The following is a 13,662-nucleotide window of genomic DNA, read 5'->3' on the forward strand; positions in this document are numbered from 1 at the left end:
GAGCGCACAGGAAATGTAAGGGATCAACAGTCGCGGCGTGCGAATAGACTTCTTCTGTGTCTCGCATGCAGCATTTCATGGCCCCAATAACACAGGCTTTTACTTAATGAAATGCTAAAATGATGCATGAAAGCCATGCAGCAGCGCATGGACTTTCAAAATATTAATCGGCCGTTCTTATGCCGTGAACGGGAACCGGCCGCTACACGGTCAGATGACGCCGCGCTTCAGGCGTATCCAGCGTTTCCGCCAGCCCCTCATGCACGATTTCGCCACGGTCCATGATGTAGACGTAATCGGCAAGTTCGCGGCAGAAATCCAGATATTGCTCAACCAGCAAAATCGCCATACCGGTGGAATCGCGCAGATATTTGATCGCCCGGCCGATATCCTTGATGATCGACGGCTGGATGCCCTCGGTCGGTTCGTCGAGAACGAGGATTTTCGGCCGCGTGACCAGCGCCCGGCCGATGGCAAGCTGCTGCTGCTGCCCCCCGGAGAGATCGCCGCCGCGGCGTGACAGCATGGTCTGCAGCACGGGAAACAGGCTGAAGATATCATCCGGGATGAACCGCTCCTTGCGCGACAGCGGCGCATAACCGCTCTCCAGATTTTCCTGCACGCTGAGCAGCGGAAAAATCTCGCGCCCCTGCGGCACGTAACCAACGCCGCGTTTTGCCCGCTGGTAAGGTGCCAGCCCGTCCAGCGCCGCATCGCCGAAACGGATCGTGCCGGCGCTGGTGGCCTGCTGGCCGGTCACGGCCCGCAGCAGCGAACTTTTGCCGACGCCGTTGCGGCCGAGAACGCAGGTGATCTTCCCCATCTCGGCCTTCAGCGACACGCCGCGGAGCGCCTGCGCTGCGCCGTAGTGGAGGTTGATGTTGTCGACTGTCAGCATGGTGAAACTCCAATGACGGTATGGTGGGCGGCGCTACCCCCCTCTGCCCTGCTGGGCATCTCCCCCTCAAGGGGGGAGATTGGCAAGTGGCGAACACTCTTCCCCATAGCATCGTGGCAAAGGAACGAGCGAGGGCGGCATCTGATCTCCCCCCTTGAGGGGGAGATGCCCGGCAGGGCAGAGGGGGGTACGGTCACGGCAAACGCAAACACCACCATCACCGCCCCAGATAATTCTCGATCACCTTCGGATCGCTCGACACAAAGTCGATCGACCCCTCAGCCAGCACCGAGCCTTCGGCAAGGCACGTCACCTTCACCCCCAACTCGCGGATGAAGCCCATATCGTGCTCAACCACCACCACCGAACGCGTCTTGGCGATTTCCTTCAGGAGCACCGCGGTTTCGGCCGTCTCGGCGTCCGTCATGCCCGCCACCGGCTCGTCCACCAAGAGAAGCTTCGGCTCCTGTGCCAGCAGCATGCCGATCTCCAGCCACTGTTTCTGGCCGTGCGAGAGGTTGGCCGCGAGATCGCCGCGGCGGTGGCTGAGACGTACGGTGGCGAGGATTTCCTCGATACGCGCCTTGTCCTCCGCTGTCAGCCTGTAGAACAGCGTGGCGAAGACGCCGCGTTTGCGGTTCAAAGCCAGTTCCAGATTGTCCCAGACGGTATGGCTTTCAAACACCGTCGGCTTCTGGAATTTACGTCCGATGCCCAGCTGGGCAATGTCCGCCTCGTCCTTCTTGGTGAGGTCGATGCTGTCTTCAAAGAGCACCATGCCGGTATCCGGCCGCGTCTTGCCGGTGATGATGTCCATCATCGTCGTTTTACCAGCGCCATTCGGGCCGATGATGGCGCGAAGTTCGCCCGGCTCCACCACGAAGGAGAGGGAATTCAGCGCCCTGAACCCATCGAAGGAAACGGAAACGCCGTCGAGATAAAGCAGGCTTTTCGCTCTGTTTTCAGAAACCGTGTTCATGGGCTTACTCCGCCGCCTGTTGCGCAACCGCGCTGTCGTTGCCAGCCTCACGCGCCGCGCTTGCAACCCGCTTTTCCCGCCGACCAGCCAGATAATGCTGCACGGTGCCAACGATGCCCTTGGGGAAGAACAGCGTGACAGCAATGAAGAGACCGCCGAGCGCAAACAGCCAGAACTCCGGGAACGCACCGGTGAAATAGCTCTTGCCACCATTGACCAGCACCGCCCCGATGATCGGCCCGATCAGCGTGCCGCGCCCGCCGACCGCCGTCCACACCACCACTTCGATGGAGTTGGCGGGCGAAAATTCGCCGGGATTGATGATGCCCACCTGCGGCACGAACAAGGCACCGGCAATGCCTGCCATCATCGCCGAAACGACGAAGGTAAAGAGCTTGATGTTTTCCACCCGGAAGCCGAGGAACCGCACCCGGCTTTCAGCATCCCGCACACCCACCAGCACCTTGCCGAACTTGGAATTGACGATGCCCGACGCGATCAAAAGCGAGAGCGCCAGCATCACCGCCGTCATGGCAAACAGCACGGCGCGGGTGCCATCCGCCTGCACGGAATACCCAAGAATATCCTTGAAATCGGTGAGGCCATTATTGCCGCCGAAACCCATATCGTTGCGGAAGAAGGCAAGCAGCAGCGCATAGGTCATCGCCTGGGTAATGATCGAGAGATAAACGCCATTGACGCGCGAGCGGAAGGCGAACCAACCGAACACGAAGGCGAGAAGCCCCGGCACGACAAGCACCATCAGCGCCGCAAACCAGAACATGTCAAACCCGTGCCAGAACCACGGCAGTTCCTTCCAGTTGAGGAACACCATGAAATCAGGCAGCACCGGATGGCCATAAACCCCGCGCGTGCCGATCTGCCGCATCAGATACATGCCCATGGCATAACCGCCGAGCGCAAAGAAGGCGGCGTGGCCGAGCGAGAGAATGCCGCAATAACCCCAGACCAGATCAAGCGCGAGTGCCAGCAGCGCATAGGCCAGATATTTGCCGAGCATCGACATGATATAGGTCGGGATGCGGAACGCGCTGTCGGCTGGCAGCAGCAGGTTGGAGGCGGGAACCAGCACGGCGATGGCAAGGATGATGCCGATGGCGATGGAAATGCGGCGATCGAGCGCGCGCAGGAGGAAGCCGGTAATCATGCTTCGATCGCCCTTCCCTTGAGTGCGAAGAGACCGCGCGGCCGCTTCTGGATGAACAGAATGATAAGAACGAGCACGAGGATTTTGCCGAGCACGGCGCCCACCGTCGGCTCAAGAAACTTGTTGAGCACGCCGAGCGACAGGGCGCCGACCAGCGTTCCCCAGAGATTGCCGACCCCGCCGAACACCACCACCATGAAACTGTCGATGATGTAGCTCTGGCCGAGATTGGGAGAGACATTGTCGATCTGCGACAGCGCGACGCCCGCAAGCCCGGCGACACCGGAACCGAGCGCGAAGGTGAAGGCATCCACCCAAGGCGTGCGAATGCCCATGGAAGACGCCATGCGGCGGTTCTGGGTCACGGCGCGCATCTGCAGGCCGAAGGCGGAGCGCTTCAGGAGAACCAGCAACGCGAAGAAGACGGAGAGCGAGAAACAGACGATCCACACCCGGTTCCAGGTGAAATTGAGATAACCGACGCTGAAGGAGCCGGACATCCAGCTCGGGCTGCCGACCTCCCGATTGGTGGGGCCGAAGATGGAGCGCACGCCCTGTTGCAGGATCAGCGAGATGCCCCAGGTGGCGAGCAACGTTTCCAGAGGTCGTCCATAGAGATAGCGGATGACACCGCGTTCCATGACGAGGCCGACGCAGGCCGTGACCAGAAAGGCGGCCGGCAGGGCAATCGCCAGCGACCAGTCGAACAGGCCGGGGAAATGGCTGCGGATCAACTCCTGCACCATGAAGGTGGAGTAGGCGCCGATCATCACCATTTCACCATGCGCCATGTTGATGATGCCCATGACGCCGAAGGTGATGGCAAGGCCGATGGCGGCGAGCAGCAGCACCGAACCAAGTGACAGGCCGTACCAGACATTCTGCGCGTAATCCCAGAAGGCAAGGGAACTCTCGATGCTGGAAATCGCCTCGTCCACATCCGGTTTCAGGCTCGGATCGACCGATGGCGTCGCCGCCATCAGAATGCTGATCGCATCGCGCCCGCCAAGCGCCTTGATGGTGGCGATCGCTTCTTTCTTCACCTCAAGGGGGCGGTCGGAGGAGAGCAGCGAGACAGCCCGCGCCTCCTCCATCCGGGTCCGCACCTCATTATCGGTTTCCTTGGCGATGGCCGCTTCCAGCAATTCGAGATTTTCGGCGCTTGGCGCTTTCAGGACGGCGTCAGCCGCTGCAAGCCGCACGGATTTTTCCGGGCTGAGCAACGTCAGCCCGCCCATCGCGGCGCGGATGACGCGGCGAAGATTATTGTTGACCCTGATCTTGGTAACGGTCGCCTTCGGCGCCGAGCCGGCGCTTTCACCCGTCAGCGGGTCGATCAGCGTGAAATCGGAACCTGCAGACTTGGTCATGAAGACGAGATTGTCTGACTTGCGCACGTAGAGATCACCCGCCGCAAAAGCCTCCAGCGCCGGCACCACGCGCGCATCTCCGGTGGCGGCAATCTGCCCGATCAGCACTTCGGCCTGCTTGAAATCAGCCGTGCCGAGCTGGTCGATCAGCGCCTTTGGGTCGCTCTGCGCGAGGGACTGGGCGGCGATCCCCATGGTGAGCCAGAGGAGAATGGCTCCGAGAAAAGATCGGATCGTCATGTCGGGTTCCTTGGAGCGGCGGTGTATTTTTGGCGAGGAGTATGCGGCTTACCCCCCTCTGCCCTGCCGGGCATCTCCCCCACAAGGAGGGAGATCGGCAAGATGCGCTCGCATCGCTCCATCTCAACGGAGGAGAAATGCGGGGCCTCGCCGCTTGCCGATCTCCCCACCTGTGGGGGAGATGCCCGGCAGGGCAGAGGGGGGCATGCTTGTTCAGTTTCCGATGATAAAACCGCCCCCACTAAGGGAGCGGCCCATCACAGCGCCCCCACTAATCAGCTACCCTTACCGCCGCACTTGCCCGTGGCCACGTTGAAGTTGCCGCAGGACATCGGCTTCCTCCAATCCGAGATCAGATCCTTCGAGTCCGGCAGATAATCCGACCATTCGTCACCCACCACCTGTGGTGTCTGCTGCACGATCTCAAACTGGCCGTCGGCCTGGATTTCACCGATCAGCACCGGCTTGGTGATGTGGTGGTTCGGCATGACGGTGGAGTAACCGCCAGAGAGGTTCGGCACGGAAACGCCGATGATCGAGTCGAGAACCTTGTCCGTATCGGTCGTGCCGGCGGATTCCACGGCCTTAACCCAGGCATTGAAACCGATATAGGCGGCTTCCATCGGGTCGTTGGTCACGCGCTTGTCGTTCTTGGTGAAGGCATGCCAGGTCTTGATGAACTCGGCATTGACTGGCGCATCAACGGACTGGAAGTAGTTCCAGGCGGCAAGGTGACCGACCAGCGGCGCAGTATCGAGACCGGCAAGCTCTTCTTCGCCCACGGAGAAGGCGACGACCGGAATGTCTTCGGCCTTGATGCCCTGGTTGGCCAGTTCCTTGTAGAAGGGCACGTTGGCGTCACCATTGATGGTGGAGACAACGGCGGTCTTCTTGCCGGCCGAGCCGAATTTCTTGATATCGGACACGATCGTCTGCCAGTCGGAATGACCGAACGGCGTGTAGTTGATCATGATGTCCTCTTCCTTGACGCCCTTCGACATCAGGTAGGCCTTCAGGATCTTGTTGGTGGTCTGCGGATAGACATAGTCCGTGCCGGCCAGAACCCAGCGCTCGACGCCTTCGGTATTGGCGAGGTAATCGACTGCCGGAATGGCCTGCTGGTTGGGGGCGGCACCCGTGTAGAAGATGTTGCGCGAGGATTCTTCACCCTCATACTGAACCGGGTAGAACAGGATCGAGTTCAGCTCTTCGAAAACAGGCAGAACGGATTTGCGCGAGGAGGACGTCCAGCAGCCGAAAACGGCAGCGACCTTGTCCTGCGAAATCAGCTGGCGGGCCTTTTCGGCGAAAAGCGGCCAGTCGGAGGCCGGATCGACCACGACGGCTTCGAGCTTCTTGCCGAGCACGCCGCCCTTCTTGTTCTGCTCATCGATGAGCATCAGCATGGCGTCTTTCAGCGTGGTTTCTGAAATGGCCATCGTACCGGAAAGAGAATGCAGCACACCGACCTTGATCGTGTCATCGGCAGCAAAGGCGCCGTGGAAGGCGGTGGTGGACAGAATTGCGCCAAGCAGCGCGGCACTGAGCGTCTTGCGGAACATCATCGGAAGGACCCCTCTCCTTGTTGGCCTCTCGTGGAGGCTCAGCGGCATCTTCGGCCGCTGCTGGAGGGACTATCGATCTCGTAAGCGCGAAACCGTATACGTCAATTGACGTAGGCGGGGTGGCGAAAGGTGCAGGAGACGGAACTACCGGACAGAGCGGCCTATGTAGACCGAGAGGTCTCGGCTTGTTTCTTCTCCCCGCCGGGGAGAAGAAAGGCGCGGCAACGTTTCACATCAAGAATGCGGCTTGCGGTCGCTCTCTTCGTCCCGGATCGCCTCGTCATGATACCAGGAGCCGAAATCCACATGCGGCTCTCTCGCCTCGCGTTCGAGGTCGCTCAAGCCATTAGTGCGGAACTTGGAGACGCCAGCGCGCCCGCCAACAGGGAATTGGTAGATCGTTGCCGTCTCACGATGAAAGCCAGTCGCCATTTCGGTCATCTCACTCTGTTTGCATCGAAGCACTTGGTCATGGAATCAAACCCGTGAAAGCCGGATTCGCTCCCTTTGATTAAAAAAAAATCACGTTGCGGAAAATATAGGCATAGACAGTGGTTTCGACAAGAAAAACCATTCCGAAAGCGCTGGTTTTTAGGGCAAATGCCAATCCCTCGCGCGCAATTGAATTTCCCGCATCGCAGCATCGCATGGGACTGCCGGGCGCCAGCTATCTATCAGGATTCAATGATGAAACTTGAGGGGTGATTTACCCTGCTGCGTCGCAACAGAAGCCCCTTTGCAGGAAATCCAGAGGCCCTGCGCCAACGGCCCCTGAAAGATTTTTCGAAAAAATCGCGGGATATCGCGAATCTGGCACGCGGCATGCATCTAAGGGGTCAGCCCTTGAACGCGAATGCGCTTCCGGTGGTGAAAGCCGCGGGAGGCCTCAAGGCTTCGCATTGTTACCTATGAGAGGTTCGTAATGACTAAGTTCAAACTCGAGTACATCTGGCTGGACGGATACAAGCCGGTCCCCAACCTGCGCGGCAAGACCCAGATCAAGGAATTCGATGAATTTCCGACACTCGAGCAGCTGCCGCTTTGGGGCTTTGATGGCTCCTCCACGCAGCAGGCCGAAGGCCACTCCTCCGATTGCGTGCTGAAGCCCGTCGCGATCTACCCGGATCCGGCCCGCTCCAACGGTGCGCTCGTCATGTGCGAAGTCATGATGCCCGATGGCGTCACCCCGCATCCGTCGAACAGCCGCGCAACCATCCTCGACGACGAAGATGCATGGTTCGGCTTCGAGCAGGAATACTTCTTCTACCAGGACGGCCGCCCGCTCGGCTTCCCGGAACAGGGCTACCCCGCTCCGCAGGGTCCTTACTACACGGGCGTCGGCTTCAAGAACGTCGGTTCGGTTGCCCGCGAAATCGTTGAAGAGCACCTTGATCTCTGCCTCGAAGCCGGCATCAACCACGAAGGCATCAACGCCGAAGTGGCCAAGGGCCAGTGGGAATTCCAGATTTTCGGCAAGGGCTCCAAGCGCGCCGCCGACCAGATCTGGATCGCTCGTTACCTGCTGCTGCGTCTTTGCGAACAGTACGGCATCGACGTCGAATTCCATTGCAAGCCGCTCGGCGACACCGACTGGAACGGTTCGGGCATGCACTGCAACTTCTCCACCAAGTACATGCGTGAAGTTGGCGGCAAGGAATATTTCGAAGCCCTCATGGCCGCTTTTGCCAAGAACTGGAAAGAGCACATCGACGTTTACGGTCCGGACAACCACCTTCGCCTGACCGGCAAGCACGAAACCGCTCCGTGGAACAAGTTCTCCTACGGCGTGGCAGACCGTGGCGCGTCGATCCGCGTTCCGCATTCCTTCGTCAACAACGGTTACAAGGGTTACCTCGAAGACCGTCGTCCGAACTCGCAGGGCTGCCCCTACCAGATCGCTTCCGTCGTTCTGAAGACGATCGCGGAAGTGCCGCTCGCAAAGTCGGCTGCTGCCTGATATCGAACTGATGGCGTCGCCCGAACCGGGCGACGCCATTTTTCTGTCCACCGAACGGCCAGGCGGACAGGTGACCTTTCGCCCGTCGCCATATGCGGCATAGTCATCCCGGCGCAGGCATCTGCGTGGTTTTGAGCGATGGCATCGCCGCTTCCTTGACCCGGACAGGGTTCGCCCCGGTGCCTCAAAGCAGGCCATGTGCTTTCGAGCAGAAAGGTGAACGATGGGCATTCTCGACAAATTTTCCCTCAAGAACCGCACCGCCATCATCACCGGCAGCGGCCGCGGCCTCGGTTTTGAAATCGCCAAAGCCTTTGCCGAAGCGGGCGCCCATGTCTGGCTGACCGGCCGCAATGCCGAGACGTTGCAACAGGCGGTCGACACGTTGCGCGAAGCGGGCGGAAAGGCCGATTATGCCGCCTTCGATATTGCCGATACCAGAGCAGGCGCAGCGCTTGTCCACCGCATCATGAGCGAACTCGGCCACCTCGATATTCTCGTCAACAATGTCGGCGCGCGCGACCGCCGCCCGCTGTCCGAGTTCAGCGACGAGGACGTGCTGGAATTGATCCGCACAGACCTCACCTCCTCCATTTCCCTGTCGCGCGATGCGGCGGAAGCCATGGCGGCAAAGACCTATGGCCGCATCATCACCATCACCTCCATTCTTGGCCACATCGTGCGGCCGGGCGATGCGATCTATCCCGTCGCCAAACAGGGGCTGACGGGCCTGATGCGGGCGATTGCCGTGGAATATGGCGCGCGCGGCATCACCAGCAACGCCATTGCGCCGGGCATGTTCGCCACCGAAACCAACGCCGCCCTTGCCGAAAATCCTGAGATGGTGGCCTTTGCCAAGCTTCGTGTACCGCTGGAGCGCTGGGGCAGACCGGACGAGATTGCCGGTGCGGCCCTGTTTCTGGCCAGCGACGCGGCCTCCTTCGTCAACGGCCATGTGCTGACGGTGGATGGCGGCATGTCGGTGCGCCTGTGAAAGGCCGCGGGCGGAAAGGCGCTCAATAGGCATGGCGGCACGGCAACGCATCATCCCCGTCAGGCGCGAATATAACCGCTGGGTCGCCAACCAGACGCTGGAAGATTATGCGCTGCGTTTCACCGCCAAGAGCGCCCGGCAATTTTCCTCCAACCGCATTTCCCACACCGCCATCGGCGCGATATCGTTCCTCGCCCTTGAGGCCATCGGCGGGGCCATCACGCTCTCCTACGGCACCACCAACGCTTTTTACGCCATCCTGGTCGCCGCCGTCGCCATGCTGGCCGTCGGCCTGCCGATCAGCCGTTATGCCATCCGCCACGGCGTCGATATCGATCTGCTGACACGCGGCGCAAGCTTCGGTTACATCGGCTCCACCATCACCTCGCTGATTTACGCCGCCTTCACCTTCATGCTCTTCGCCATCGAGGCGTCGATCATGTCCGGCGCGCTGGAACTGGCGCTCGGCATTCCCTTGTGGATCGGCTACATCATCTCCGCCGTCATGGTCATTCCGCTCGTCACCCATGGCGTGCGGCTTATCAGCCGTTTCCAGATCATCACCCAGCCCTTCTGGATCGTCCTCAACATCCTGCCCTTCATCTTCATCGCCTTGATGGACTGGGAAAAATACGATCTCTGGCGCGCCTTTGCCGGCATTCACCATGCGTCCGGCCCGCCCGGCACCGTCGCGGATTTCAATCTCGTGGAATTCGGCGCAGCCTCCGCCGTCATTCTGGCTTTGATGTCGCAAATCGGCGAACAGGTCGATTTCCTGCGCTTCCTGCCGGCCGAAGGCCAGAGTAGGCTTCGCCACCGCATAGCCGTCTTTCTCGCTGGTGCCGGTTGGGTCGTTGTGGGTGTGCCGAAGCTCTTGGCCGGTTCATTCCTTGTCGTGCTGACCTTCAGCTCCGGCGTCTCGGTGGATCGCGCCGCCGATCCGGCGCAAATGTATCTCACCGCCTTCGGTTACATGATCCCAAACCAGACGGCGGCAATGCTGCTGATGGTCGCCTTCGTGGTCGTCTCGCAGCTGAAGATCAACGTCATGAACGCCTATGCGGGGTCGCTCGCTTGGTCGAATTTTTTCTCCCGCCTCACCCACAGCCACCCCGGCCGCGTCGTCTGGCTGGTGTTCAATGTGGCCATCGCGCTGCTCTTGATGGAACTCGGCATCTACCGGCTGCTCGAGGAAACGCTCGGCATCTTCTCGATCATCGCCATGGCGTGGCTCTGCACCATCTCGGCCGATCTCTTCATCAACAAGCCGCTTGGCCTTGCCCCGCCGGGCATAGAGTTCAAGCGCGCCCATCTCTACGACATCAATCCCGTTGGCGTCGGCTCCATGGCGCTTTCCGCCACCATTGCGCTGATGGCGCATTTCGGCACCTTCGGCCCGCTCGCCGCCTCGCTCGCGCCCTATCTCACACTCATCGTCGCCTTCATCGCCTCGCCGCTGATTGCCTGGGGGACCAAGGGCAAATTCTACCTTGCCCGCAAGCCGCGCCAGCAATGGCGCGAAGAAAGCAGCATCACCTGCTCCATCTGCGAGCATCCTTTCGAGCCTGAGGACATGGCCTGGTGCCCGGCCTATGCCGCGCCGATCTGTTCGCTCTGCTGCTCGCTGGACAGCCGCTGCCACGACATGTGCAAGCCGAAGGCAAAGCTCAACTATCAGGTCGCCACCGTCGCCAAGACCTTCCTGCCGAGACAGCTGGTGGCAAAACTCGCCACCCGGCTTGGGCGTTACGGCATGGCGGCGGCGATTGCCGTCACCACAATCGGTGGCATTCTGGCCATGATCGCGCATCAGGTCGGCACGGCCTCGCCGGAAACGGCAGATGTGGTGAACCGCACCATCCTCATCGTGTTTTTCGTCTTCGCCGTCATTGCCGGCATCGTCTGCTGGTTCCTCGTCCTTGCCCATGACAGCCGGGTGGTGGCGGAAGAGGAATCCTCCCGCCAGAACACGCTGCTCTTGAAGGAAATCGCCGCCCACAAGAAGACAGATGCGGCCCTCCAGGACGCCAAGGAAACGGCTGAGGCCGCCAACCGCGCCAAGAGCCGTTATGTCGTGGGCCTCAGTCACGAATTGCGCACACCGCTGAATGCCGTTCTCGGCTATGCCCAGATCCTTGAGCGCGACGAGACCATTCCCCCTCCCCGGCAATCGGCGATCAAGGTCATCCGCCGCTCGGCAGACCACCTCTCGGGTCTGATCGATGGGCTTCTCGATATTTCCAAGATCGAGGCGGGCCGCCTGCAGGTCTATTCCAACGAGATCAACATTCAGGATTTCCTCGATCAGATCGTCGATATGTTCCGCCCGCAGGCGCAGGCCAAGGGGCTGGAATTCCGCCACGACCGCTCGCCCGCTCTGCCGCAATATGTGCGAACCGATGAAAAGCGGCTGCGCCAGATCCTCGTCAACCTGCTTTCCAACGCCATCAAGTTCACCGATCATGGCGCCGTCACCTTCGATGTCGGTTATCGCAGCCAGGTGGCGAGCTTCACCGTGTCCGATACCGGCCGCGGCATTGCGGAAAAGGACCTCGCCCGCATCTACGAACCCTTCCAGCGTGGCGAGGCCGAAAGCGTGCGGCCGATGCCAGGGCTTGGCCTCGGTCTGACGATTACAAGGCTTCTGACCAATACGCTCGGCGGCGAAATTTCCGTCTCCAGCGAAAAGGACAAAGGCTCAACCTTCCGCGTGCGCCTCATGCTATCCGCCGTCCACCGGCCAAACACGGCGCCAGCGCCGGAAAAGACCATCCGCTCCTATTCCGGTCCACGCCGCACCATCGTCGTGGTCGATGACAACGAGGATCATCGCGAGCTGATGCGGCAGGTGCTTTCGCCGCTCGATTTCGTCGTGCTGACGGCGCAATCCGGCCCCGAATGCCTCACCCTCATCGAAGGGGTGAAGCCCGATCTTTTCCTCATCGATATTTCCATGCCCGGCATGACCGGCTGGCAGCTGGTGACGAAACTGCGCGAGGCGGGTCAGACGGCCCCGCTCATCATGCTCTCGGCCAATATTGGCGACGGCACTGTCGCGGGCGCCGGCGATGACAATCACAACGACGCCATCGCCAAGCCGGTCGATATCCGCCACCTCTGCGACAGGCTCGCCGTGCATCTCGGGCTGAAATGGATTTACGATACCGATCTGCCCCCCGCGCCGGAGCCGCAGCCGCCTGCCGAGATCGTCCATCCGGGCGCCATTCACATCCAGGATTTGCAGCGGCTGGGCGAAATAGGCTACATACGCGGCATCGAAGCGAAACTCGCCGATCTTGCCCGCAACACGGAAAACCTGCCCTTCACGCAGGAGCTCGGCGCCTATGTGCAGGCTTTCGATCTGGCCGGTTACGCGCATTTTCTCAAGCGGTTCGAAGACAGTGACAGGGGAGACCTCAAGGCATGAACGCTCAGGCGGCGGCCCCGAGAGACATCGTATTGCTGGTGGATGACAGCCCGGAAGCGCTCGGTTTCCTCACCGATGCGCTGGAACAGTCCGGCTTTTCCGCCCTCATCGCCACATCGGGACAGGCCGCGCTCAACATTGCAGAACGCATTACGCCCGATATCATCCTGCTCGACGCCGTCATGCCCACCATGGACGGTTTCGAGACCTGTCGCCGCCTGAAGGCCAATGCGGCGGTAGCGCAGGTGCCCGTCATTTTCATGACGGGACTGACCGAGACCGAACACGTGGTGCGGGCGCTGGACTCCGGCGGCGTCGATTATCTGACCAAGCCGATCAATATCGATGAGCTGCGCGCCCGCATCCGCGTGCATCTTTCCAATGCCCGTTCCGCGCAAAGCGCGCGCGTGGCGCTTGACGCCGCCGGCCGACACCTGCTTGCCGTGCGCGCCAATGGAGCCATCCACTGGTCAACACCCCAGGCAACGCGGCTTGTCAACGCTGCGACCGGCCGGGATGATGGCATGGAAATCGTCGTCAGCCATATCGGCCGCTGGCTTGGCGAAAGGGCGGCGTCGGAAACCGGTCGCGATGCACCGCTGACGATCACCCAGGCCGGACGCCCGGCCTTGCAGCTCTCCTTCCTCGGCGCGATGGGCCCGGATGAGCATCTGTTTCGCCTGACCGCCGCCAACGAAAAGTCGGATGACCACCTTCTGAAAGAGCATTTCGCGCTGACGACACGGGAGTCGGAAGTGCTTTTGTGGATCGCCAAGGGCAAGTCCAACCGCGATATCGGCGATATTCTCGGCCTGTCGGCCCGGACGGTGAACAAGCATCTCGAACAGATCTATGTGAAGCTCGGCGTGGAGAACCGCGCCTCTGCCGCGGTCAAGGCGGCGCATATTCTGCATCAGGGGTGAATAGCGGCGCGTGATGTGGTAAGCTAATATATGTTTAGGCCCGAGCGACGAGCCCTCGCTGATTAGCCGAGCGCCCTCCTCTTGTTTCTTCTCCCCGCCGGGGAGAAGTCCGCGGCAGCGGGATGAGGGGGCGAGGGCAAA

At 60.8% G+C, this 13,662-nt stretch carries 10 protein-coding genes; 4 read left to right on the plus strand and 6 right to left on the minus strand.

Annotation, left to right across the window (positions count from 1 at the left end):
- Positions 1-202 precede the first annotated feature (202 nt).
- From urtE to AGR2A_RS14180, 6 genes are all read right to left on the minus strand, one after another.
- Positions 203-898, minus strand: a complete 696-nt coding sequence (urtE, locus tag AGR2A_RS14155) for an urea ABC transporter ATP-binding subunit UrtE (RefSeq protein WP_063948236.1) — start codon at positions 896-898, stop codon at positions 203-205.
- 217 nt (positions 899-1,115) lie between these two features.
- Positions 1,116-1,877: an urea ABC transporter ATP-binding protein UrtD gene (urtD, locus tag AGR2A_RS14160; RefSeq protein ID WP_072494776.1), complete on the minus strand. Its 762-nt coding sequence runs from the start codon at positions 1,875-1,877 to the stop codon at positions 1,116-1,118.
- A 4-nt stretch (positions 1,878-1,881) separates the two neighbouring features.
- Positions 1,882-3,045, minus strand: coding sequence for an urea ABC transporter permease subunit UrtC (urtC, locus tag AGR2A_RS14165; RefSeq protein ID WP_006699546.1), 1,164 nt, complete (start codon positions 3,043-3,045; stop codon positions 1,882-1,884).
- Positions 3,042-4,655: an urea ABC transporter permease subunit UrtB gene (gene urtB, locus AGR2A_RS14170; protein ID WP_072494777.1), complete on the minus strand. Its 1,614-nt coding sequence runs from the start codon at positions 4,653-4,655 to the stop codon at positions 3,042-3,044. Before urtB ends, urtC begins: the two co-directional genes overlap by 4 nt.
- A gap of 275 nt (positions 4,656-4,930) precedes the next feature.
- Positions 4,931-6,220: an urea ABC transporter substrate-binding protein gene (gene urtA, locus AGR2A_RS14175; protein ID WP_004443324.1), complete on the minus strand. Its 1,290-nt coding sequence runs from the start codon at positions 6,218-6,220 to the stop codon at positions 4,931-4,933.
- 234 nt (positions 6,221-6,454) lie between these two features.
- A complete protein-coding gene (locus AGR2A_RS14180; protein WP_006700348.1) occupies positions 6,455-6,661 on the minus strand; it encodes a DUF2735 domain-containing protein in 207 nt (68 codons plus the stop codon).
- A gap of 481 nt (positions 6,662-7,142) precedes the next feature.
- On the opposite strand from AGR2A_RS14180, the gene AGR2A_RS14185 reads away from it, so the two are divergent.
- The 4 genes from AGR2A_RS14185 to AGR2A_RS14200 all read left to right on the plus strand — a co-directional run bounded on the left by AGR2A_RS14185 (position 7,143) and on the right by AGR2A_RS14200 (position 13,521).
- Positions 7,143-8,177: a glutamine synthetase beta-grasp domain-containing protein gene (locus AGR2A_RS14185; protein ID WP_006700347.1), complete on the plus strand. Its 1,035-nt coding sequence runs from the start codon at positions 7,143-7,145 to the stop codon at positions 8,175-8,177.
- 223 nt (positions 8,178-8,400) lie between these two features.
- A complete protein-coding gene (locus AGR2A_RS14190; protein ID WP_072494778.1) occupies positions 8,401-9,171 on the plus strand; it encodes an SDR family oxidoreductase in 771 nt (256 codons plus the stop codon).
- A gap of 31 nt (positions 9,172-9,202) precedes the next feature.
- Positions 9,203-12,598 (plus strand): hybrid sensor histidine kinase/response regulator, encoded by a 3,396-nt coding sequence (locus tag AGR2A_RS14195; RefSeq protein ID WP_072494779.1) that lies wholly within the window; start codon positions 9,203-9,205, stop codon positions 12,596-12,598.
- Positions 12,595-13,521, plus strand: coding sequence for a response regulator transcription factor (locus AGR2A_RS14200; protein WP_037091813.1), 927 nt, complete (start codon positions 12,595-12,597; stop codon positions 13,519-13,521). The genes AGR2A_RS14195 and AGR2A_RS14200 overlap by 4 nt, the downstream gene beginning before the upstream one ends.
- The last annotated feature ends 141 nt before the right edge of the window (positions 13,522-13,662 follow it).

This window comes from Agrobacterium genomosp. 2 str. CFBP 5494 (genome assembly GCF_900013495.1).
Taxonomy (GTDB): Bacteria; Pseudomonadota; Alphaproteobacteria; order Rhizobiales; family Rhizobiaceae; genus Agrobacterium; species Agrobacterium pusense.